At 60.5% G+C, this 21,809-nt stretch carries 22 protein-coding genes; all 22 read left to right on the top strand.

Annotation, left to right across the window (positions count from 1 at the left end; all coding sequences use genetic code 11):
- The first annotated feature begins 4 nt into the window (after positions 1–4).
- Positions 5–373, top strand: coding sequence for an iron-sulfur cluster insertion protein ErpA (erpA, locus tag JH15_RS13625; RefSeq protein WP_043531253.1), 369 nt, complete (start codon positions 5–7; stop codon positions 371–373).
- A gap of 134 nt (positions 374–507) precedes the next feature.
- The gene (locus JH15_RS13620) at positions 508–1,293 is read left to right on the top strand and encodes a transporter substrate-binding domain-containing protein (protein WP_043531250.1); all 786 of its coding nucleotides are present in this window, start codon (positions 508–510) and stop codon (positions 1,291–1,293) included.
- 112 nt (positions 1,294–1,405) lie between these two features.
- Positions 1,406–2,077 carry an amino acid ABC transporter permease gene (locus tag JH15_RS13615; RefSeq protein ID WP_043531248.1) on the top strand — a complete coding sequence of 224 codons (672 nt, stop codon included), beginning with the start codon at positions 1,406–1,408 and terminating at the stop codon, positions 2,075–2,077.
- Between the two features lie 12 nt (positions 2,078–2,089).
- Positions 2,090–2,863: an amino acid ABC transporter ATP-binding protein gene (locus tag JH15_RS13610; RefSeq protein WP_043531246.1), complete on the top strand. Its 774-nt coding sequence runs from the start codon at positions 2,090–2,092 to the stop codon at positions 2,861–2,863.
- Positions 2,864–3,400: 537 nt separating this feature from the next.
- Positions 3,401–5,296: a tRNA uridine-5-carboxymethylaminomethyl(34) synthesis enzyme MnmG gene (mnmG, locus tag JH15_RS13605; RefSeq protein ID WP_043531244.1), complete on the top strand. Its 1,896-nt coding sequence runs from the start codon at positions 3,401–3,403 to the stop codon at positions 5,294–5,296.
- Positions 5,293–5,946: a 16S rRNA (guanine(527)-N(7))-methyltransferase RsmG gene (gene rsmG, locus JH15_RS13600; protein WP_043531242.1), complete on the top strand. Its 654-nt coding sequence runs from the start codon at positions 5,293–5,295 to the stop codon at positions 5,944–5,946. Before mnmG ends, rsmG begins: the two co-directional genes overlap by 4 nt.
- 54 nt (positions 5,947–6,000) lie before the next feature.
- Complete coding sequence (locus JH15_RS13595) at positions 6,001–6,771, top strand: ParA family protein (RefSeq protein ID WP_043531240.1); 771 nt, start codon at positions 6,001–6,003, stop codon at positions 6,769–6,771.
- Between the two features lie 28 nt (positions 6,772–6,799).
- Complete coding sequence (locus JH15_RS13590) at positions 6,800–7,723, top strand: ParB/RepB/Spo0J family partition protein (RefSeq protein WP_043531238.1); 924 nt, start codon at positions 6,800–6,802, stop codon at positions 7,721–7,723.
- Between the two features lie 149 nt (positions 7,724–7,872).
- On the top strand, positions 7,873–8,268 hold the full coding sequence (locus tag JH15_RS13585; protein WP_231566443.1) for an ATP synthase subunit I: 396 nt from the start codon (positions 7,873–7,875) through the stop codon (positions 8,266–8,268).
- 26 nt (positions 8,269–8,294) lie between these two features.
- Positions 8,295–9,119, top strand: a complete 825-nt coding sequence (atpB, locus tag JH15_RS13580; RefSeq protein ID WP_043531236.1) for a F0F1 ATP synthase subunit A — start codon at positions 8,295–8,297, stop codon at positions 9,117–9,119.
- Between the two features lie 71 nt (positions 9,120–9,190).
- Positions 9,191–9,418 (top strand): F0F1 ATP synthase subunit C, encoded by a 228-nt coding sequence (gene atpE, locus JH15_RS13575; RefSeq protein WP_043531234.1) that lies wholly within the window; start codon positions 9,191–9,193, stop codon positions 9,416–9,418.
- A gap of 75 nt (positions 9,419–9,493) precedes the next feature.
- On the top strand, positions 9,494–9,964 hold the full coding sequence (locus tag JH15_RS13570) for a F0F1 ATP synthase subunit B (protein WP_043531232.1): 471 nt from the start codon (positions 9,494–9,496) through the stop codon (positions 9,962–9,964).
- An 11-nt stretch (positions 9,965–9,975) separates the two neighbouring features.
- The gene (locus JH15_RS13565; RefSeq protein ID WP_043531230.1) at positions 9,976–10,512 is read left to right on the top strand and encodes a F0F1 ATP synthase subunit delta; all 537 of its coding nucleotides are present in this window, start codon (positions 9,976–9,978) and stop codon (positions 10,510–10,512) included.
- 16 nt (positions 10,513–10,528) lie between these two features.
- Positions 10,529–12,073, top strand: a complete 1,545-nt coding sequence (gene atpA, locus JH15_RS13560; RefSeq protein ID WP_043531228.1) for a F0F1 ATP synthase subunit alpha — start codon at positions 10,529–10,531, stop codon at positions 12,071–12,073.
- Between the two features lie 74 nt (positions 12,074–12,147).
- A complete protein-coding gene (gene atpG / locus JH15_RS13555) occupies positions 12,148–13,032 on the top strand; it encodes a F0F1 ATP synthase subunit gamma (protein ID WP_043531225.1) in 885 nt (294 codons plus the stop codon).
- A 99-nt stretch (positions 13,033–13,131) separates the two neighbouring features.
- On the top strand, positions 13,132–14,505 hold the full coding sequence (gene atpD, locus JH15_RS13550) for a F0F1 ATP synthase subunit beta (RefSeq protein ID WP_043531223.1): 1,374 nt from the start codon (positions 13,132–13,134) through the stop codon (positions 14,503–14,505).
- Positions 14,506–14,534: 29 nt separating this feature from the next.
- Positions 14,535–14,963: a F0F1 ATP synthase subunit epsilon gene (locus tag JH15_RS13545; protein ID WP_043531221.1), complete on the top strand. Its 429-nt coding sequence runs from the start codon at positions 14,535–14,537 to the stop codon at positions 14,961–14,963.
- A 168-nt stretch (positions 14,964–15,131) separates the two neighbouring features.
- Positions 15,132–16,505, top strand: coding sequence for a magnesium transporter (gene mgtE / locus JH15_RS13540; protein WP_043531219.1), 1,374 nt, complete (start codon positions 15,132–15,134; stop codon positions 16,503–16,505).
- 127 nt (positions 16,506–16,632) lie between these two features.
- Entirely contained in the window at positions 16,633–17,430 is a 798-nt protein-coding gene (locus JH15_RS13535) for an undecaprenyl-diphosphate phosphatase (RefSeq protein ID WP_043531216.1), read from the top strand.
- Positions 17,431–17,446: 16 nt separating this feature from the next.
- Positions 17,447–18,559 carry an FAD:protein FMN transferase gene (locus JH15_RS13530; RefSeq protein WP_052384122.1) on the top strand — a complete coding sequence of 371 codons (1,113 nt, stop codon included), beginning with the start codon at positions 17,447–17,449 and terminating at the stop codon, positions 18,557–18,559.
- On the top strand, positions 18,559–19,932 hold the full coding sequence (gene glmU / locus JH15_RS13525; protein WP_043531214.1) for a bifunctional UDP-N-acetylglucosamine diphosphorylase/glucosamine-1-phosphate N-acetyltransferase GlmU: 1,374 nt from the start codon (positions 18,559–18,561) through the stop codon (positions 19,930–19,932). The genes JH15_RS13530 and glmU overlap by 1 nt, the downstream gene beginning before the upstream one ends.
- Before the next feature lie 30 nt (positions 19,933–19,962).
- Positions 19,963–21,798 carry a glutamine--fructose-6-phosphate transaminase (isomerizing) gene (gene glmS, locus JH15_RS13520; protein ID WP_043531212.1) on the top strand — a complete coding sequence of 612 codons (1,836 nt, stop codon included), beginning with the start codon at positions 19,963–19,965 and terminating at the stop codon, positions 21,796–21,798.
- The last annotated feature ends 11 nt before the right edge of the window (positions 21,799–21,809 follow it).

The raw sequence follows: 21,809 nt of genomic DNA, 5'->3' as shown, positions 1-21,809 counted from the left end.
CGTCATGAGCGATGCTGAATCCTTCGAACCGGCCAGCTATGTGCCCAAGCCAATGATGCTGACCGACCATGCCCAGGGACGCCTGCGCCGACTGATCGCCGAAGAGGGCAATGAAGCGCTCAAGTTGCGAGTCTACGTTACCGGCGGGGGGTGCTCGGGTTTCCAATACGGTTTCGATTTCGCCGATACCTCCAGTGACGACGATACCCTGATCGAGTTTGACGATGTGGCCATGATCGTCGATCCCCTCTCCTATCAATATCTGGTCGGCTCGACCGTCGATTTCGAGGAAGGTCTGGCCGGTGCCCGCTTCGTGATCAAGAATCCCAACGCCACCTCGACCTGTGGGTGCGGCGCCTCCTTCATGGTGTGAGTCGAGAAAGTCACCCCTGTTGCTGCGTTTTTCCACGTTTTTCAGGCCATTCCCCGCCCAACTTGACGCTTTCCCCAGAACTCGCCATGGTAAAAGGCGTGTTCGACAAACAAATCTTCTAAATGGGGAACCCAATGACACTCACGCTTACCTCTTCTCACCGTCGTGCCTTGCCCTGGCTGGCCTCACTGGCCTTGGGCCTGGGGGTTTCCAGCCAGACACTGGCCAATGAACCCTCTGTCAATGTCGTGACCGATCCGAGCTTCGTGCCGTTCGAAATGTTGGATCAGGAGAGCGGCGAGATGGTCGGTTTCGACATGGATATCATCCATGAGATCGCCGATCGCGCCGGTTTCCAGGTCGATCTCGAAACCATGGATTTCAACGGCATCATTCCGGCGGTGCAGACCGGTAACCAGGAGATCGCCATTGCCGGGATCACCATTACCGACGAGCGAGCCGAGATCGTCGACTTCTCCGATCCCTATTACGATAGCGGCCTGCAGATCCTGGTACGTGCCGATAACGACAGTGTCGAAACCATCGAGGATCTGGAAGGCATGAGCGTCGCTACCAAGATCGGTTCGACCAGTCATGATTATCTGCGCGAGCAGTTCGGCGAGGATGCCGACGTGACGCCCTACCCTGGTTCCAGCGACATGTACATGGCCCTGCTCGGCGGTAGTGTCGATGCCGTGTTCTACGATGCGCCCAATGTCGGATACTTCTCGCAAACTCGTGGAGAAGGCCGCACCAAGGTCGTCGGCCCGCTCTACGAAGGCCAGCAGTATGGCATCGTGTTCCACAAGGGCAGCGAGTGGCTGCAGCCCGCCAACGAAGCCTTGGCCAGCATGCGTGAAGACGGTACCTACGACGAGATCCACAGCAAGTGGTTCGGTAACGCGTCCGGCGGCAAATAAGCACGGACTGGCATTTCGGGGTCGGATCGCAGGATCCGGCCCCATCTGTTTGTAACCTACCGAATCGCATGCGGCGCGATCTCTGGACGTGCCGCTGCGGGAGAGACCCCACGTGGACGTAACATTCGACTTCAACTGGGCGGCCGCCCTGGCTTCCCTGCCTCACCTGCTTCCCGGTATTCCCTATACGCTGCTGATCTCCTTCGGGGGACTGGCAATCGGCTTCTTGATCGGCATCCTGTTCGGCCTCATGCGGATCAGTCCGCTTGCCTGGTTGCGCATACCCGCCATCGCCTATATCGAGATCTTTCGCGGTACACCGGTCCTGGTTCAGGTGCTTTTCATCTTCTACGGCCTGCCTCAGCTATTGGGTAGCCCCATTAACGCCCTGGTGGCAGGGATAGCTGCCATTGCCGTCAACTCGGGCGCGTACATCTCGGAAATTGTGCGTGGTGGCGTGCAATCCATCGAGCGCGGCCAGCGTGAGGCCGGCCTGTCGCTGGGACTGTCACGCACCCAGGCCTTCCGCTACATCATCTGGCCCCAGGCATTGCGACGCATGATTCCCCCGTTGGGCAACCAGGCGATCATCAGCATCAAGGATACCTCGCTGTTCTCGGTCATCGGTGTCGGCGAGCTGGTACGCCAGGGTCAGGTCTATATCGCGACGACCTTTACCGCCCTCGAGGTCTACCTGATGGTTGCCCTGCTCTATCTGGCGATCACCTGGAGCCTCTCCCTCATCCTGCGCCTGCTCGAGCGCAAGGGTCTGGTCGGTCAATAAGGAAGCCTAGCCATGAGTTCATCCCAGACACCTACGTCCGAAACGCCTATCGTGCGCATGGACAAGGTAAACAAGCATTTTGGCGACCTTCACGTTCTCAAGGATATCGACCTCGAGATTGCCCCCGGCGAGGTGGTCGTAATCATCGGCGCCAGCGGGTCGGGAAAATCGACCCTGATCCGCTGCGTCAATGGCCTCGAGGAATTCCAGTATGGCCATATCGAGGTCGACGGCAACGAACTGCTGCCCAACGGCAAGAGCGCCAAGGCACTACAGACCATACGCACCGAAGTTGGCATGGTCTTTCAGCAGTTCAATCTGTTTCCCCATCTCTCGGTTCTCGACAATGTGACCCTGGCCCCGATCAAGGTACGCGGTACGCCCCGGCAACAAGCGGTCGCCAACGCACGACGTCTGCTTGAGCGTGTGGGTATTGCCGACCAGGCTGACAAGTCCCCTACCCAGCTCTCCGGGGGCCAGCAACAGCGTGTCGCCCTGGCGCGCGCACTGACCATGGAACCGAGGCTGATGCTGTTCGACGAACCGACCTCCGCGCTGGATCCCGAAATGATCGGTGAGGTACTCGATGCCATGCGGGAACTTGCCCGTGACGGCATGACCATGATGATCGTCACCCACGAAATGGGTTTCGCCCGTGAGGTTGCCGATCGTGTGATTTACATCCATGGCGGTCAGATCGTCGAACAAGGCCCTCCCGGGGTCGTTTTCGATAATCCCCAGCATGAGCGCACCCAGAGCTTCCTTTCTCGGGTACTCAAGCACTGATATTCACGTGCGAAGATGTCAAAAAAAGGCCTGTCCGTTTGCGACAGGCCTTTTTTTTTGGGTGTGGATAACTCAACCGGTCAAAGGCACGTCAATCGGCAGCCAGACCTGATACCTCGGGTCTTTCAGAGAAGCTCGGTCGTGTGTGCACAGCCGCGGTAACAAGCCAGGTATGCAGCAGTGCATAAGCGGTGGTTGACGTGGCTTGTGGGCAACTCGAGAATCCATCCACAAGCTCGCGACAACCTGTACGCAAGTCACACGTCCCTTGTCCAACCCTTGGTCAACATTACAAGGTCATGTTATTGCTTGGTTTTATTGGGTTATCCACTAAAAGTGTCCACACCAGTAGTTACAACCACAACAGAACTTCTTTCTTTTTATTTATTTGATATTGATTGATAGGCAGTGGAGGTATCCCGCTGGCCTTCGAGGTGTGGAAAACCCCTGACGGTTACCCACAGGAGGTTTATACTGGGCGGCTGTTTTCACCCATTGCTCTACAAGGCGCCACGACGGTGCCATTCGAGGTGCCATTTGGATTACCCGGACCGCTTTGACGTCATCGTCATCGGCGGAGGCCATGCCGGAACCGAAGCCGCCCTGGCCTCTGCCCGCATGGGCTGTCAGACCCTGCTGCTCACTCACAACATCGAGACGCTGGGTCAGATGTCCTGCAATCCCGCCATTGGCGGCATCGGCAAAAGCCATCTGGTCAAGGAGATCGATGCGCTTGGAGGCGCCATGGCGCGGGCCACCGATCTCGGCGGTATTCAATTTCGCGTGCTCAACGCTCGAAAGGGACCCGCGGTCAGGGCCACGCGAGCCCAGGCCGATCGCGTTCGTTACAAGGCCGCCATACGCGGCATGCTGGAGAACCAGGCCAACCTGACGATCTTTCAGCAGGCTGCAGGCGATTTGATCGTCGACGCTGACACCGTCCGGGGAGTCGTCACCGAAACTGGAATCCGCTTCCTCGCCGACGCGGTCGTGCTGTGCACCGGCACCTTCCTGGGTGGGGTGATCCACATTGGGCTGGATCAGAGCCGCGGTGGTCGTGCCGGCGATCCCCCTTCCAATGCGCTGGCTGAGCGTCTACGTGCCCTGCCATTCAACGTGGCACGCCTGAAGACCGGTACGCCTCCGCGTCTGGACGCCCGGAGCATCGATTTCGGCCAGCTCGAGGAGCAGCCCGGGGATACGCCGACACCGGTGATGTCGTATCTTGGCTCTCGCGAGCAGCACCCACCGCAGGTGAGCTGCCATATCGCGCATACCAACGAGCGAACCCACGAAATCATTTTCGCCAACCTGGACCGATCCCCGATGTATTCGGGGGTGATCGAGGGGGTAGGGCCACGCTACTGCCCCTCCATCGAGGACAAGGTTCATCGTTTCGCCGACAAGGCCAGCCATCAGGTCTTCATCGAGCCCGAAGGCCTCGAGACCCACGAGCTTTACCCCAACGGCATCTCGACGTCGCTGCCCTTCGATGTCCAGTTGCAGGTGGTGCGTTCCATCAAGGGGCTCGAGAAGGCCCATATCACGCGCCCGGGTTATGCCATCGAATACGATTTCTTCGATCCCCGGGATCTACGGCACTCGCTGGAAACGAAATTCATCCACAACCTGTTCTTCGCCGGACAGATCAACGGCACCACAGGCTACGAGGAGGCTGGCGCCCAAGGCCTGCTTGCCGGGCTCAACGCCGCGCGCCGTGCCAAGGGACTGGAAAGCTGGTCACCACGCCGTGACGAGGCCTATCTTGGCGTACTGGTCGATGACCTGATCAGCATGGGCACTCAGGAGCCGTATCGCATGTTCACCTCGCGCGCCGAGTACCGCCTGGTGCTGCGCGAAGACAACGCTGACTTGCGCCTGACCGAGATCGGCCGCGAGCTGGGCCTGGTCGATGAGACTCGCTGGGCGGCGTTTGCGACCAAACGCGAGGCTATCGAGAGTGAACAGGCACGTCTCAAGGCTAGTTGGGTACAGCCCGGCAGCACGGCGGCCCAGCGTGTGGAAGCCCTGACCGGCAAGCCGCTGCCGCGCGAATACAACCTGATCGACCTGCTCAAGCGTCCCGAGCTCGGCTATGATGATGTGGCCTCGCTCGTGGGTGAGCCCGTGTCTGACCCCGACGTCGCCGAGCAGGTGCAGATCCAGGCCAAGTATCAGGGCTATATCGACCGTCAGCAGGATGAGATCGACAAGCTCAAGCGCCACGAATCGACCCGGCTTCCCGACTCGCTCGACTATGACCGTGTGGACGGGCTGTCCCATGAGATCCGCCAGAAGCTCAAGACGGCCCGTCCCGAGACGCTGGCCCAGGCTGGACGCATCTCGGGGGTGACCCCGGCGGCGGTCTCGATCCTGTTGATTCATCTGAAGAAGCGGCGCCTGCTGGAAGAGAACCGGGCGGTGAATGTATGACGGCAGGACACGACCTTCCCGAGTCGGTGTGCAGCAAGCTGGAACAGGGGCTGGAGCAACTGGGCCTTCGCCCCACGTCCGAACAACAACAGACGCTGTTCAAGCTCCTGAGCCTGTTGCACAAGTGGAACCGGGCTTATAACCTCACCGCGGTACGCTCGCTCGATGAAATGGTGGTCAAGCACCTGCTCGACAGTGCGGCCGTGTTGCCCTGGGTGCGAGGCCCTAGGTTGCTTGACGTCGGTGCCGGCCCCGGCCTTCCGGGTCTGGTTCTGTCGATCCTGAATCCCGACCTTGAGGTGACTCTGCTCGACAGCAATGGCAAGAAGGTCCGTTTTCAACGTCAGGCCATGATGGAACTGGGGTTGAGTCGTGTCACTCCGGTGCAGGCACGAGTCGAGGCGCATGAGGATCACCCCTTCGATCAGGTGATTTCCCGTGCCTTTGCCAGCTTGGGGGATTTCGTTACGCAATCGGCATCACTGCTGGCGCGCGGTGGCGAGTGGCTAGCCATGAAGGGGCGTTATCCGCATGACGAAGTGCAGGACTTGCCCCATGACGTCGAATTGATCGACAGTCGGGCCTTGCAGATCCCCGGGGAGGCCGGTCAGCGCCATTTGTTGACCCTGGGCCGCCGCGTGACGCCATGATCAGAATCCCTTAGGCTGCCGGCAACCGGGGCCGATTCAGGAAGGAAGCCGCTCGTGACCAAGATCATCGCCTTGACCAACCAGAAGGGTGGCGTGGGCAAGACCACCACGGCCGTCAATCTTGCCGCCAGCCTGGCGGCGTTGGATCGGCGCGTCCTGCTGATCGATCTCGATCCACAGGGGCATGCCACCATGGGCAGCGGGATCGACAAGCATGCATTGGACGGTAGCGCGCTTGATGTCCTGATGGGGGAAAAGCGTGCCGCCGAAGTCATCCTCGATTGCCCCGAGGCCGGCTATGCCCTGTTGCCGGGCAATGGTGACCTGACGGCCGCTGAAGTCGACCTGCTCGATCGAGAGGAAGGCCGAGAGCGTTGTCTGCTCGAGGCCATACGCAGCGTAGCTGTCGAATACGACATCGTCCTCATCGATTGCCCGCCTTCGCTCAACATGTTGACCGTCAATGCCCTGACGGCGGCGGACGGTGTACTCATCCCGCTGCAATGCGAATTCTACGCACTGGAGGGGCTGTCGGCGCTGCTCGACACCGTCGAGCAGATCAAGGATAGCGTCAACCCCGGTCTCGAGGTGTTCGGCATCGTGCGTACGATGTTCGATTCACGCAACAGCCTGACCCGAGACGTCAGCAAGCAATTGCGGGATTACTTCGGGGATACCCTGCTCAAGGCGACCATACCGCGTAACGTCCGCGTCGCGGAAGCGCCGAGCCACGGTCTGCCAGTGACCAAATACGCACGCTTCTCGCGTGGCAGCCAGGCCCACCGGGTGCTGGCCAAGGAATTGATTCGTCGACTGTCGTTGTAGCGTTGTGGAACCTTGCGAGGAAGTGCCGATGACACGTAAACGCGCCCTGGGCCGCGGCCTGGATGCCCTGATCGGTGCCGGTGCCCGTCGCCGCGAGACGCTGGAAGGCACGGACTCGGGCGAGCCAAGCCTGGAAGGCGGCATCGACCTGGCTCCCGAAACCACACCCGCCGCGGAGGAACGGCTCGAACGCCTTCCCCTGAGCCAGTTGTCGCGTGGCAAGTACCAGCCACGCCGCGATATCCAGCCCGAGGCGCTCGAGGAGCTCGCCGACTCGATCCGTGCCCAGGGGGTGATGCAGCCTATCGTGGTGCGCCCGATCGGCGAGCACCGCTATGAGATCATCGCCGGCGAACGTCGTTGGCGCGCCGCACAACTCGCCGAGATCGAGGTGATCCCCGCGGTCATTCGTGAAGTCAGCGACCAGGTAGCACTGGCACTGGCACTGATCGAAAATATCCAGCGTGAGAATCTCAACCCGGTCGAAGAGGCGATGGCTCACAAGCGCCTGCTCGAGGAATTCTCGTTGACCCAGCAGCAAGTGGCCGACGCCGTGGGCAAGTCACGCGCCCAGGTGGCCAACCTGTTGCGTCTGCTAGCGCTCGATCCCGAAGTCCAGACCCTGCTCGAACGAGGCGACCTGGACATGGGCCATGCGCGTGCCCTGTTGGCTCTTTCGGGGGCCAAGCAGCGTCAGGCAGCCCATGAGGTCATCAACAAGGACCTGACCGTGCGCGATACCGAGGCCTTGGTGAAGCGTCTGGCCAAGGGCGAGCCGGCCAAACCCTCCCGTGAAAGCCCCTCGGCGGATATCGGTCGGCTGGAAAATCAGTTGGGCGAACTGCTGGGCGCCCCGGTCAAGATCCAACACGGTCGCAGCGGCAAGGGACGCTTGACCATACGGTATACCAGCCTTGATGAACTCGATGGCATCCTGACCCACATACGTTAAAACAGATAATTAGCGTACTAAGTAGTTTGCCAACTTTTATTGCCCTTTTGTCGTAAGCTGGCGTGATATCGCGCAAATTCGGTGTCGCTTTGGTTGAAGGTGCTAGGGGGGTCACCTATAATCCGCCGTGTTTGCCTGGAGGTCATGCTGTGCCGACGGTGTATCGACAAGCTGGCGGCGCGCGCAGGCGGCCCAACTATTGGCGGGTTGTACTCGCACAAGCGGTGACCACGGTCATCCTTTCACTGTTAGGTGCAGTGATGGCCGGATCGTCCGGTCTGTTATCCGGCATGGCAGGCGGATTGGTCAGCCTGATCCCCAATGCCTATTTCGTCTGGTGCAGCCAGACGGTCCGACGGGGCAGCCGATCCCGTCAACGAATGATGCGCTTTTATCAAGCGGAAGCGGGAAAGTTCGGTTTGACGGTGGCACTGTTTGCCGTGGTATTTACCTTAGCGCCCCCCTCAAACCTGGCTTTTTTCTTTGGCGCTTACGTGGCGGTTCTTTTCACGCACTGGCTGACGCCCTGGTTGGTACGTGGATGACCGACCCCCGAACATGAGGAATACGCATGGCTGTCAACAACCCGACGCCGACAGAGTATATCCAGCACCACTTGCAGAATCTGACGTTCGGTCTCCATCCGGAAAACGGCTGGTCCATCGCACACTCCACTGAAGAAGCGCGTGAGATGGGATTCTGGGCTCTTCACCTCGATACCATGGGGTGGTCGATTGCCATGGGCGTGCTGTTTCTCGCCCTCTTTCGCAAGGTAGGAAAGGCAGCCACCACCGGGGTGCCCAGCGGTTGGCAGAACGTGGTCGAGTGGGTCGTCGAGTTCATCGAGGATCTCACCCGTGCTGCCTTCAATGGCAAGAATGCCATCATTGCGCCGTTGGCGATGACGCTGTTCGTGTGGATATTGCTCATGAACAGCCTCAAGGTGTTACCGGTCGACTTCTTCCCGGCGCTGTTCGCCAAGCTTGGGGTCGATTACATGAAGATCGTGCCGACGACCGACCCCAATGCCACCATGGGCATGTCGCTCAGCGTGTTCGCACTGATCATCTACTACAGCTTCAAGGTCAAAGGTGCCGGTGGTTTCGCCAAGGAACTCTCCCTGACACCTTTCAATACCTGGCTGCTGGCCCCGTTCAACCTTCTGCTTGAGATTATCGGCCTGCTGGTCAAACCGCTCAGTCTCGGGCTGCGTCTTTTCGGCAACATGTTTGCGGGTGAAGTCATCTTCATCCTCATCTCGCTGCTGCCGTTCTGGGCAATCTGGGTGCTCGACGTACCCTGGGCCATCTTCCATATCCTGGTGGTCACGCTGCAGGCATTCATATTCACGGTGTTGACCATCGTCTATCTGAGTGCTGCGCACGAGCACCATTGAACCGAGCAATGTTTGTAAGCCCTTAACCCCTAACCCGTTGAACCTCAACTTAAAATACCAGGAGTAACATCATGGAAATGGTCTACATTGCAGCCTCCATCATCATTGGCTTCGGCGCTCTGGCTACCGGTATCGGCTTCGCCATCCTGGGCGGCAAGTTGCTCGAATCCACCGCTCGCCAGCCGGAGCTGGGCGACCAGCTGCAGACCAAGACCTTCATCATGGCCGGCCTGCTCGACGCCGTGCCGATGATCGGTGTCGGTATCGCGATGTACCTGATCTTCGTCGTTGCCGGTTAACGTGACACGCACCGAGCGCCTGGCGCTCGGTATGTGTATTGCCGGTCGCCACGAATTCATCAGAGGTACAGTCTCGTGAATATCAATATGACGCTAATCGGACAAGCGATCGCCTTCGCGATCTTTGTCTGGTTTTGCATAAAGTACGTGTGGCCACCGATCACTCAGGCGCTGCATGAGCGCCAGAAGCGGATCGCAGATGGTCTTGACGCCGCCAGCCGTGCGTCTCGTGACCTCGAGCTTGCCCAGGAGCAAGCCGAGCAAACGTTGAAGGACAGCAAGCAGCAATCCTCCGAGATTCTTGAACAGGCCCAGAAACGTGCCAATCAGATGATCGAGGAAGCGCGCGAGCAGGCCCGTACCGAGGGTGAGCGCATGATCAGCAGTGCGCGTGCCGAGATCGATCAGGAACTCAATCGCGCCAAGGAAGAGCTTCGTGCCCAGGTGGCCACGTTGGCCGTTATCGGCGCAGAGCGTGTCCTGGAGTCGTCCATCGACGAAAAGGCTCACCGCGAGATGCTCGATAAGCTCGCCGCCGAACTGTGAGGAGGTGATCCATGGCGGAAACGTCAACTGTCGCGCGTCCTTACGCCAAGGCAGCGTTCGAGTACGCCCGCGATCACGAGGAACTCCAGACCTGGTCCGAGCAACTCAATCGGCTTGGCCAGGTCGCTTCCGTGCGCGAGATGCAAAAGGTCATTAACAACCCCAAGCTCGATACCCCCCGCAAGGTGGATATGTTGATCGAGGTGGCTGACGTCGAGCTGAACGATGCTGCTCGTCGCTTCATCGATCACTTGGGTGAGAAGGGGCGTCTTCCGGCGCTTGCTGCCATTTCGGAACAGTTCGAGACATTCCGTGCCGAGCATGATCGGCGTATGGATGTGGTCATCGTCTCGGCCTATGACCTGGATGACAAGCAGCAGGACACGCTGGGCAAGGCACTCGAGAAGCGCCTCAATCGTGAAATCTCCATTACCACTCAGGTTGATCCGACGCTCCTGGGCGGAGTGGTCCTGCGTGCCGGCGATACCGTCATCGACGGTTCGGTACGCGGACGACTCAATCGCCTGCGCGAGTCGCTAACCGCCTGAGTCTGAGGGACATGGCATGCAGCAACTGAATCCTTCCGAGATCAGCGACATCATCAAGCAGCGTATCGAAAAGCTTGATGTCGCATCCGAAGCCCGCAATCAGGGCACCATCGTCAGCGTTTCCGACGGCATCGTGAGAATTCATGGCCTGGCAGACGCGATGTTCGGTGAAATGATCGAATTTCCCGGCAACATCTTCGGCATGGTGCTCAACCTCGAGCGCGACGGGGTTGGCGTGGTGGTCCTGGGTGACTACCTGCAACTCGAAGAGGGCATGACGGCCCAGTGCACCGGCCGCATCCTCGAAGTCCCGGTGGGCCCTGAGCTGATCGGCCGCGTGGTCGATGCACTGGGTAACCCCATCGATGGCAAGGGTGATCTCAACACCCAACTGACCGATGCGGTGGAAAAGGTCGCCCCGGGCGTCATCACCCGCCAGTCGGTCGACCAGCCGATCCAGACCGGCCTCAAGTCCATCGACGCGATGGTGCCGATCGGTCGCGGCCAGCGTGAGCTGATCATCGGTGACCGCCAGGTAGGTAAGTCGGCCATTGCCGTTGATGCCATCATCAACCAGAAAGGCAAGGGCGTCACCTGTGTCTACGTGGCTATCGGCCAGAAGCAGTCGACCATTGCCAGCATCGTGCGCAAGCTCGAGGATCACGGTGCCATGGAACACACCATCGTGGTGGCGGCCGGCGCTGCCGACCCAGCCCCGATGCAGTTCCTGGCGGCCTATTCAGGCTGCACCATGGGCGAGTACTTCCGTGATCGTGGTGAAGACGCGCTGATCGTCTATGACGATCTGTCCAAGCAGGCCGTGGCCTATCGTCAGGTATCGCTGTTGCTGCGCCGCCCGCCGGGCCGTGAAGCCTACCCCGGTGACGTCTTCTATCTCCACTCGCGTCTGCTTGAGCGCGCAGCGCGCGTCAATGCCGACTACGTCGAGAAGTTCACCAACGGCGAAGTCACCGGCAAGACCGGTTCGCTGACGGCGCTTCCGATCATCGAGACCCAGGGTGGCGACGTTTCCGCGTTCGTTCCCACCAACGTGATCTCGATCACCGACGGCCAGATCTTCCTCGAAACCAACCTGTTCAACTCGGGTGTACGTCCGGCCATCAACGCCGGTCTTTCGGTTTCGCGTGTCGGTGGTTCCGCACAGACCAAGATCATCAAGAAGCTGGGTGGTAGCGTGCGTCTGGCGCTGGCCCAGTATCGCGAACTGGCGGCGTTTTCTCAGTTTGCCTCCGATCTTGACGAGGCGACTCGCAAGCAGCTGGAACACGGGCAGCGCGTCACCGAACTGATGAAGCAGAATCAGTACTCGCCGCTTTCCGTGGCCGAGATGGCGCTGTCGCTGTATGCGGCCGACAAGGGCTTCCTCGACGATGTAGAAGTCAGCAAGGTGTTGGATTTCGAGCGTGCCCTGCACGGCTACATGAAAGCCGAACATGGCGAGTTGCTCGACAAGATCAACGAGACCGGCGACTACAACGACGAGATCCAGCAAGGCTTGAAAGAGGGTCTCGAGAAGTTCAAGGCCACTCAGAGCTGGTAATGCCGTGGCCCGCCCGTAACGACCGGGCGGGCTGTCAACGCTCCTGAGGGCCCCGAACGAGAGGGTAGATCGCTATGGCAGCTGCAAAAGAAATACGCACCCAGATCGCGAGCATCAAGAATACGCAGAAGATCACAAGCGCCATGGAAATGGTCGCGGCATCGAAAATGCGTAAGGCTCAGGATCGCATGAAGGCGAGCCAGCCGTATGCCCGTCAGATCCGTAACGTCGTCGGCCATATTGCCGATGCCAACCCGGAGTATCGCCACGCGTACATGATCGAACGTGAGGTCAATCGCGTCGGTTACATCGTGGTGTCGAGCGATCGTGGTCTGGCCGGTGGCTTGAACGTCAACCTGTTCAAGGCCGTATTGCGTGACGCCAAGGCCTGGCGGGACGAGGGCGCGGAACTTCAGTTCTGTGCGCTCGGCTCCAAGGCCAGCGCGTTCTTCCGCAAGTATGGCGGTGAGCTTGTGGCCGCTTCCAGCGGCATGGGCGAAGCGCCGGAACTGCGGGATCTGATCGGTAGCATCAAGATCATGCTCGAGGCGTACGACGAGGGTCGCATCGACCGTCTGTTCGTGGTGTACAACGAGTTCGTCAACACCATGACCCAGAAGCCGGTCGTGCGTCAGATCCTGCCGTTGTCTCCCGATATGGGTAGCGACACGCAGGACGATGAGGACAACAGCCGTCCCGGAAGCTGGGACTACCTGTATGAGCCGGATGCCAAGGCGCTGCTGGATAACCTGCTGGTGCGTTTCATCGAATCGCAGGTCTACCAGGCGGTGGTCGAGAACGTCGCTTGCGAGCAAGCGGCGCGAATGATCGCCATGAAGAGTGCCACCGACAACGCCGGCAATCTGATCGATGACCTGGAACTGGTTTACAACAAGGCCCGTCAGGCCGCCATTACCCAGGAAATCTCCGAGATCGTCGGTGGCGCCTCTGCCGTATAGCGCCGCAAGAAGACCCCGGGAATCGCTGTCCACGACGTCGGCAACGATGGAGTCTTCAGGCAAAACAGGTTTCATTTCAGGTATCTAAGAGGAACCAAGATGAGCGGACGTATCGTACAAATCATCGGCGCGGTGATTGACGTAGAGTTTCCGCGGGACGACGTTCCCAAGGTCTACGACGCGCTGAAGGTCTCGGGCCCCGAGACCATTCTGGAAGTCCAGCAGCAGCTGGGTGACGGTGTGGTTCGTGCCATCGCCATGGGCTCTACCGAAGGCCTCAAGCGTGGCATGGAGACCGAAAACACCGGTGCCGCGATTTCCGTGCCGGTCGGCAAGGAAACGCTGGGTCGCATCATGAACGTGCTCGGTGAGCCGATCGATGATGCTGGCGAGATCGGTGAACAGGAGCGTATGCCGATTCACCGCAAGGCACCGTCCTATGCGGACCAGGCGGCGTCCAACGAGTTGCTGGAAACCGGCATCAAGGTCATCGACCTGGTCTGCCCGTTCGCCAAGGGCGGTAAGGTCGGCCTGTTCGGTGGCGCCGGGGTGGGCAAGACCGTCAACATGATGGAGCTCATCCGTAACATCGCCACCGAGCACAGCGGTTACTCGGTGTTCACCGGTGTCGGCGAGCGTACCCGGGAAGGTAACGACTTCTACTATGAAATGCAGGAGTCCAACGTTCTCGACAAGGTATCGCTGGTCTACGGGCAGATGAACGAGCCCCCCGGGAACCGTCTGCGTGTCGCGCTGACCGGCCTGACCATTGCCGAGAAATTCCGTGACGAAGGGCGTGACGTACTGTTGTTCGTCGACAACATCTATCGTTACACCCTGGCCGGTACCGAAGTTTCAGCCCTGCTGGGTCGTATGCCGTCGGCGGTGGGTTACCAGCCCACGTTGGCCGAGGAAATGGGTGTTCTGCAGGAGCGGATCACGTCCACCAAGACCGGTTCCATCACGTCCGTGCAGGCGGTCTACGTGCCAGCGGACGACTTGACCGACCCGTCACCGGCAACGACTTTCGCGCACCTCGATGCCACTGTGGTTCTGGCACGCTCGATCGCCGAGTTGGGTATCTACCCGGCCATCGACCCGCTCGATTCCACCTCGCGCCAGCTCGATCCGTTGGTCGTGGGCGAAGAGCACTACAACACCGCGCGTGGTGTACAGAACGTGCTGCAGCGCTACAAGGAGCTCAAGGATATCATCGCGATTCTGGGCATGGACGAGCTGTCCGACGAGGACAAGCAGTCGGTCGCCCGGGCGCGTAAGATCCAGCGCTTCCTGTCCCAGCCGTTCTTCGTCGCCGAGGTATTCACCGGCGCTCCCGGCAAGTACGTGTCGCTCAAGGAAACCATTCGCGGTTTCCAGGGCATTCTCAACGGCGACTATGACGAGCTGCCGGAGCAGGCCTTCTACATGGTCGGCACCATCGACGAAGCGGTCGAGAAAGCCAACAACATGTAAGTGAGGTCGTCCACCAAGGGGACAACACTATGGCGAAAAGCTTCAAGTGCGAGATCGTCAGCGCCGAGGCGTCGATCTTCTCGGGCGAAGTGGAGCAGGTGATCGCGTCCGGAATCATGGGTGAGCTTGGGATACTCCCGGGCCACGCCCCGCTGCTCACCGAGCTTCAGCCGGGTCCGGTACGCGTCATCCATGATGGCGGTGAAGAAGAGCACTACTACGTGACCGGTGGCTTCCTCGAAGTCCAGCCCGATGTGGTTTCGGTGCTTGCCGACACGGCTTCGCGTGCAGCCGATCTGGACGAGGCGGCTGCCGAAGAGGCACGTCAGCAGGCGCTCAAGGCCTTCAACGAGAAGTCCTCCGAGATCGACTATACCCGTGCTGCGGCCGAGTTGGCCGAAGCCGTCGCTCAGTTGCGTACCATCCAGCAATTGCGCAAGAAGGCCGGCAAGGGCTGATCACGCGTCTCGGTATGACCCACGCCCCTCGAACACTGCGTTCAAGGGGCGTTTTTGTTTCTCTGGTAAGATGGAACGGTCTCGCCTCCAGGCCCCGCGTACGCAATGGCCTGTTATCAACGGCATCGTCTTGGGCCTGGCTCGGACGGATGGGTGTGGAGCCTGCCTATGGCCCTGAATGAAGCCTTGAGTGACCTGAAAGCCAGGCTGCTGGCGCTGCTCGAGGCAAATGATTCACAAACGCTTGAATCCCTGCTGCCTGAGTTGCGAGCAGCGGATATTGGCGAGATTCTCGATGATCTCGCCGAGGAAGAGGACGATACAGAAGCGGTCCTGGGCCTATTGAAGCGTCTGTCGATCGAGCGTCGTGCCAATGTGTTCGGCTATCTCTCCACGGAGCTTCAAGCAGACCTGGCCGAGGTCATGTCCGATGAAGCGCTGCTGGCGGTGCTCGAGGAGATGAGCGGTGACGAGCGTGCCGATCTGTTCAATCTGCTCGGCGAGGATCGCCGCGAGTCGCTGCTGCGTCGGATGGCCCATCGCGAGCGCGAGGAACTGAAGCGGCTGGCCAGTTATGAGGAAGGCACGGCCGGTGCGGTGATGACCACTGACTACGTGGCGATTCCTAGCGGCATGTCGGTATCCCAGGCCATGATGCGGGTCCGCCAGACGGCTCCCGATGCCGAGACGGTGTACCAGATATACATCGTCGATAGCGAAGGTCGCCTGGCCGGCACGCTGTCGCTGCGACAATTGATGGTGGCCCGCCCTGGGGCGCAGCTCGATGAGCTGATGATCAAGGATGTCATCAATGCACGTGTCGATGCGCCCCAGGAGGATGTGGCGCGCCTCGTGGCCCGTTACGATCTGTTGGCGGTACCGGTGATCGATGCCGAGCAGCGACTGGTAGGCATCGTGACCCATGACGATGCCATGGATGTGGCAGAATCCGAAGCCACCGAAGATATCCACAAGGGGATGTCGATCGGTCAGTTGGAAAACCGGGTCAGTCGCGTACCGTTATGGAGCCTTTACCGTAAGCGTGTCATCTGGCTGGTGTTACTGGTGTTCGGCAATTTATTCTCCGGTGCCGGCATTGCTGCCTTCGAGGAAATCATCGCCGCCGAGGTGGCGCTGGTGTTCTTTCTTCCGTTACTGATTGGCAGTGGTGGCAACGCCGGTGCACAGGCGGCGACGCTCATGGTGCGGGGCATGGCCACCGGCGACGTGGGGGTGCGCGACTGGGGCAAGATGCTGGGCCGCGAGCTCCTGGTAGCGGGTTCGCTCGGCGTAACCATGGCGCTCGCCGTGGCCCCGATAGGCATCGTGCGAGGCGGCGAAGCCGTGGCCATGGTCGTGGCGCTGAGCATGGTCACCATTGTCCTGTTCGGAAGCTTGTTGGGTATGTGCTTGCCGTTCGTGCTCGATCGTTTCGGTTGGGATCCAGCGACCGCCTCGGCGCCCTTGGTGACCACGCTGATCGATGCCTCGGGGGTCCTGATTTATTTCAGCATTGCCACGGCCATACTCAGCGGATTATGAGCCTAGGCGCCGGTCGCTGGAGTTCTTGCCTCACGAACGACAGTACGACCAAAGATGTGTATGCTCAGCTGCGGCGGGCGCGACGCGAGGCCTGCCGCTGACCTTTACGTTTGCAGATGGGATTTCCATGGATTGGCTTCAGGTCGTCGTTCTCTCCCTGGTGCAGGGCATCACCGAATTCCTGCCCATTTCCAGCTCCGCTCACCTCATTCTGGTTCCTGAACTCACTTCGTGGCCCGATCAGGGACTCGCCTTCGATGTGTCTCTGCATGTGGGCACGTTGCTGGCGGTCGTGGTATATTTCCGACGCGAGCTATGGCGCATGCTCGATCGCTGGCTGGTTTCGGTCAGGGGGGGCGGTACCGACCAGGATGCCCGCCTGGCCTGGTGGGTCATCGTAGCCACGATTCCCGTAGGGCTGGCCGCCTTGATCTTCCATGATGCCATCGAGGTCAGCCTGCGCTCACCTCTGGTCCTGGCGCTGGGCCTCATCGTGTTCGGGGTGGTGCTGAGTTATGCCGACTGGCGGGGCCGGGGCAGCCGCAACGAATACCAGCTCACTCTCAAGGATGCCGTGTTGATTGGCCTGGCCCAGGCGTTGGCCCTGATTCCCGGCACCTCGCGTTCGGGCATCACCATGACGGCTGCACTGCTGCTGGGCATGAACCGCGAAGGCGCGGCACGTTTCTCGTTTTTGATGTCGATCCCCGTGATCGTTCTGGCGGGAGGGCTGGAAACGATCACTCTGCTTACCGAGCCGCGCCCCGTCGATTGGGTGGCCATGCTTGGCGGGACGATACTTTCAGGCATTAGCGCCTTCCTCTGCATCCATTACTTCCTGGCCTTCATCAAGCGCATCGGCATGCAACCCTTCGCCGTTTACCGGGTGGTATTCGGGGTGTGGCTGTTATGGTTCTTCTGGTAAGGGATCGGTGTCGATCATGCAGTTTCATCGTCTGCTTCCTCTATGCCTGGTAGTGATCGGACTCTGGCTGGCCGGGTGTGCCGAGACGGACCCCGAACTCGACACGCCGATACGCCTCGAAGGCGAGATATTCGGCACGTTCTATCAGGTCAGCCTCGCGGAGTCGTTGCGACAGAGCGATCTGGACCTTCTCGAAGCCGGGATTCGAGATACGCTCGAAGACGTGGATGCGGCCATGTCCACCTACCGTGACGATGCCGAGTTGATGGCCCTCAACCGCACCCCGGTGGGGCAATGGAAGACACTTTCGGCGGAATTGACCGAGGTGCTGGCGATCAGCGAGGCCGTGGCCCGTCAAAGTGGCGGGGCTTTCGATATTACTATCGGTGGGGTCGTGAACCTGTGGAGTTTCGGTCCCGAGGCGAGACCGCGTGAGGTGCCCGAGCCCGACGAGATCGAGGCCCGGCTGGGTGAGATCGGGCTGGATAAGGTGGAACTCGATGTCGAGCGCAGCCGAGCCCGGCGCATGAGCGACGTCTTCATCGACCTTTCCGCCGTCGCCAAGGGGTACGCCACCGACCGGCTGATGGCGCTCCTCGACGATCATGGTTTTTCCCATTATCTGGTAAATATCGGTGGCGAACTGGCTGTGTCGGGGTATCGTGACGGTCAACAGTCCCCGTGGCGGGTAGGTGTCGAGGTGCCGGATGGAAGCCGACAGGTGGCACGTCACGTGTTGCCACTGCATGACATGACAGTGGCGACCTCCGGCGATTATCGGAACTACTTTGAGCAGGACGGTGAGCGTTATTCACATACCATCGACCCGAGAAACGGCTACCCCATCCGTCATCCGCTCGCGTCGGTTTCCGTCCTGCATCCATCCAATGCCTGGGCCGATGCCTGGGCCACGGCCTTGCTGGTGCTGGGACCCGAGCAGGCGATGGCCAAGGCCCGCGAACAGTCGCTTCGCGTAATGACGCTGGTGCGCGAGGGTGACGGTTGGGTCAGCGAAGTGAGTCCGGCCTTTGTCGAGTACTTTGGTGCCGAGGCGCTCAGCGATATGCATGTTGCGCTGCCCAGTGAAACGTCCGACGACACGAATGCCGATCGAAACAAGGAGTCATGATGACGCTCGACGTGGTGATCCTTGCCGCAGGACAAGGCAAGCGAATGCGCTCGAATACCCCCAAGGTATTGCATCCCCTGGCCGGCAAACCGATGCTGCGGCATGTCATCGATACCGCGCTACAACTCGATGCCCATCGCTTGCATGTGGTCATCGGCCACGGTGGCGATCAGGTGCGCCTGGCCCTTGGTAATAGTGCGCTCAACTTTGCCGTCCAGCATGAGCAGCGCGGAACCGGCCACGCCGTGGCCCAGGTCGCCGACGATCTCGACCAGGACAAGGTGCTGGTGCTTTACGGCGATGTGCCGCTGATACGCCACGAGACCTTGCAAGGCTTGTTGAGCCAGGTCGATGAGCGACGTATGGGCCTTCTCACCGTGACGCTCGAGGACCCTACCGGTTACGGGCGTATCGTACGCGACGCGCAGAATGAGGTGGTCGCGATCGTCGAACACAAGGATGCCAGTGAGCAGCAGCGGGCCATCACCGAGTGCAATACCGGAATCATGGCCATGACCCGCGCACAGCTGCAACGCTGGCTGCCGCAGCTCTCGGCCGACAATGCCCAGGGCGAGTACTACCTGACCGATGTGGTGGCCATGGCCGCGGCCGAAGGCGTGTCCGTTGCCACGGCCCAGCCCTCGAGTCCGCTCGAGGTCGAGGGGGTCAACAATCGTAGCCAGCTGGCCCGCCTCGAGCGAGCCTACCAAGCGGGGGTCGCCGAAGCGTTGTTGGAAGCCGGCGTCGCCCTGGCCGATCCTTCGCGCCTCGATGTCAGGGGGCGACTGGTGTGCGGTCAGGATGTATCGATCGATGTCGGCTGTGTCTTCGAAGGTGAGGTCGAATTGGGGGAGGGCGTGCACGTCGGGCCCTACTGCGTGATTCGCAACAGCCATATCGGCGCCGGTAGCGTGATCGAATCGCACAGCGTGCTCGATGGGGTGGAAACCGAAGGGCTCACCCATATCGGTCCGTTCGCCCGGTTGCGCCCTGGAACTCGGTTGGCCGCCAAGGCCAAGGTCGGAAATTTTGTCGAGACCAAGAATGCCGAGGTGGGCGAGGGCAGTAAGATCAATCACTTGAGTTACGTCGGCGATGCCCGTCTGGGCAAGAGCGTGAATGTCGGTGCCGGTACGATCACCTGCAATTACGATGGCACCCATAAGCATTTCACCGATATCGGCGATGAGGTCTTCGTCGGCTCGAACAGTGCACTCGTGGCCCCGCTGGTTCTGGGGCGTGGGGTCACCGTGGGTGCCGGCTCGACGATCAGCAAGGACGTCGAGGCGGGTGCCTTGACCGTTGCCCGTGGGCGGCAGGTGACCAAGCGCGATTGGCCGCGGCCGCGCAAGAACCAGTCCGGCGAACATTAAGTCGTCTGGCGAACATCAAGGAGAATCGGCATGTGTGGCATCGTCGGGGCAGTGGCCCAGCGCAACGTTCAGGAGATCCTGCTCGAAGGGCTCAAGCGACTGGAATATCGCGGCTATGATTCAGCCGGCATGGCGGTGCTTGACGGCCGTTCCCGGCTCCACCGGCAGCGGGCGGCCGGCAAGGTGGCGGCGTTGGCCGATTGCCTCGAGTCGGTTCCCCTCGCTGGCGGCACGGGAATCGCCCATACGCGTTGGGCGACCCATGGCCGCCCCACCGAACGCAATGCGCATCCGCATCAGTCGGGTGAAGACGTGGCGATCGTCCACAACGGCATCATCGAGAATTACGAGTCGCTCAAGCAGGAACTGGCGGAGCAGGGCTACACCTTTGCCTCCGAGACCGACACCGAGGTCGTCGCTCACCTGGTGGCACGCGAGTATGAATCGACCCAAGACCTGCTGACGTCCTTGCAACACGTTCTGGCGCGTCTGCATGGCGCCTATGCGCTGGGGGTGGTTCACGCCAGTGAACCCAAGGTGGTCATCGGGGCGCGCAAGGGCAGTCCGCTGGTGGTAGGGGTCGGGATCGAAGAGGCCTTTCTGGCGTCCGATCCGCTGGCCTTGCTACAAGTCACCGACCGCTTCATCTACCTGCGGGAAGGCGATGTGGTTCGCCTCTCCGAGGGGGGGCGAATCGAGATATTCGATGCGCAAGGTCAGGCGGTATCGCGCCCGGTACAGACCTATGAGCACGGCGATGGCGCGTCCAGCAAGGGCGACTACCGCCACTTCATGCTCAAGGAGATCCATGAGCAGCCCAAGGTGATCGAGGCCACCCTCGAGGGGCGCATCGGTGACAATGGAGTTTTGGTCAAAAGCTTCGGCATTGAAGCCGAATCGCTCTTTTCCAGGGCCAAGCAGATCCACATCGTGGCCTGCGGGACCAGTTACCACGCGGGAATGGTGGCGCGCTACTGGCTGGAACGCTATGCCGGCATTCCCACCCAGGTCGAGGTGGCTTCGGAATACCGCTACCGGCGTGTCGTGGTGCCCGAGGGCACGTTGTTCGTGACCCTGTCGCAATCCGGCGAGACGGCGGATACCCTGGCGGCGCTACGTTTCGCCCAGGAACGCGATTACTTGGGTAGCCTGGCTATCTGCAACGTACCGGGCAGTTCCCTGGTGAGAGAGTCGGACCTGACCTTGATGACCCAGGCAGGCCCGGAAATCGGCGTGGCGTCGACCAAGGCCTTCACCACGCAGCTGACCGCCCTGATGCTGTTCACGCTGGCGCTGGCCAAGGTTCGCGGACAAGAGCCCGAGCGTCAGGCACAGATCGTCGAGGGATTGCGCAGCCTGCCGGAGCGAGTGAAAGAAGTGCTCAGGCTCGATCCGCAAATCGAGGCCCTATCGGCGGCGTTTGCCGAAAAGCATCACGCGCTTTTTCTCGGGCGAGGGTCGCATTTTCCGATTGCCCTGGAAGGCGCGCTCAAGCTCAAGGAAATCTCCTACATTCATGCCGAGGCCTATCCGGCCGGGGAGCTCAAGCACGGCCCGCTGGCGCTGGTTGACAGTGAGATGCCGGTGATTTCCGTGGCCCCCAACGACGAGCTGCTCGACAAGCTGAAGTCGAACCTGCAGGAAGTACGTGCCCGGGGCGGTGAACTGTTCGTCTTCGCCGACGAGAATGTCGCCATCGAGCGTGCCGAGGGGGTCCACATGCTGCGCCTGCCGCATATCGATGATGCTCTGGCGCCGATTCTCTATACCTTGCCGTTGCAGCTCCTTTCCTATCACGTCGCGGTGCTCAAGGGCACGGACGTCGACCAGCCACGCAACCTGGCCAAGTCGGTGACCGTCGAGTAGTGAGCGGCCGC

The sequence above is a fragment of the Litchfieldella xinjiangensis genome (assembly GCF_000759345.1).
Classification (GTDB): domain Bacteria; phylum Pseudomonadota; class Gammaproteobacteria; order Pseudomonadales; family Halomonadaceae; genus Litchfieldella_A; species Litchfieldella_A xinjiangensis.
The sequence above is the reverse complement of the archived record's forward strand: the minus strand, read 5'-3'. Positions and strand labels throughout refer to the sequence as shown.

Coding starts and splice junctions, on each gene's coding strand:
- JH15_RS13565 (WP_043531230.1), top strand. CDS start 9,976: ATGGCGGAAACGTCAACTGTCGCGCGTCCTTACGCCAAGGCAGCGTTC.
- glmS (WP_043531212.1), top strand. CDS start 19,963: ATGTGTGGCATCGTCGGGGCAGTGGCCCAGCGCAACGTTCAGGAGATC.
- JH15_RS13620 (WP_043531250.1), top strand. CDS start 508: ATGACACTCACGCTTACCTCTTCTCACCGTCGTGCCTTGCCCTGGCTG.
- erpA (WP_043531253.1), top strand. CDS start 5: ATGAGCGATGCTGAATCCTTCGAACCGGCCAGCTATGTGCCCAAGCCA.
- JH15_RS13590 (WP_043531238.1), top strand. CDS start 6,800: ATGACACGTAAACGCGCCCTGGGCCGCGGCCTGGATGCCCTGATCGGT.
- mgtE (WP_043531219.1), top strand. CDS start 15,132: ATGGCCCTGAATGAAGCCTTGAGTGACCTGAAAGCCAGGCTGCTGGCG.
- JH15_RS13610 (WP_043531246.1), top strand. CDS start 2,090: ATGAGTTCATCCCAGACACCTACGTCCGAAACGCCTATCGTGCGCATG.
- atpG (WP_043531225.1), top strand. CDS start 12,148: ATGGCAGCTGCAAAAGAAATACGCACCCAGATCGCGAGCATCAAGAAT.
- atpE (WP_043531234.1), top strand. CDS start 9,191: ATGGAAATGGTCTACATTGCAGCCTCCATCATCATTGGCTTCGGCGCT.
- JH15_RS13535 (WP_043531216.1), top strand. CDS start 16,633: ATGGATTGGCTTCAGGTCGTCGTTCTCTCCCTGGTGCAGGGCATCACC.
- JH15_RS13545 (WP_043531221.1), top strand. CDS start 14,535: ATGGCGAAAAGCTTCAAGTGCGAGATCGTCAGCGCCGAGGCGTCGATC.
- rsmG (WP_043531242.1), top strand. CDS start 5,293: ATGACGGCAGGACACGACCTTCCCGAGTCGGTGTGCAGCAAGCTGGAA.
- atpB (WP_043531236.1), top strand. CDS start 8,295: ATGGCTGTCAACAACCCGACGCCGACAGAGTATATCCAGCACCACTTG.
- atpA (WP_043531228.1), top strand. CDS start 10,529: ATGCAGCAACTGAATCCTTCCGAGATCAGCGACATCATCAAGCAGCGT.
- JH15_RS13530 (WP_052384122.1), top strand. CDS start 17,447: ATGCAGTTTCATCGTCTGCTTCCTCTATGCCTGGTAGTGATCGGACTC.
- glmU (WP_043531214.1), top strand. CDS start 18,559: ATGACGCTCGACGTGGTGATCCTTGCCGCAGGACAAGGCAAGCGAATG.
- atpD (WP_043531223.1), top strand. CDS start 13,132: ATGAGCGGACGTATCGTACAAATCATCGGCGCGGTGATTGACGTAGAG.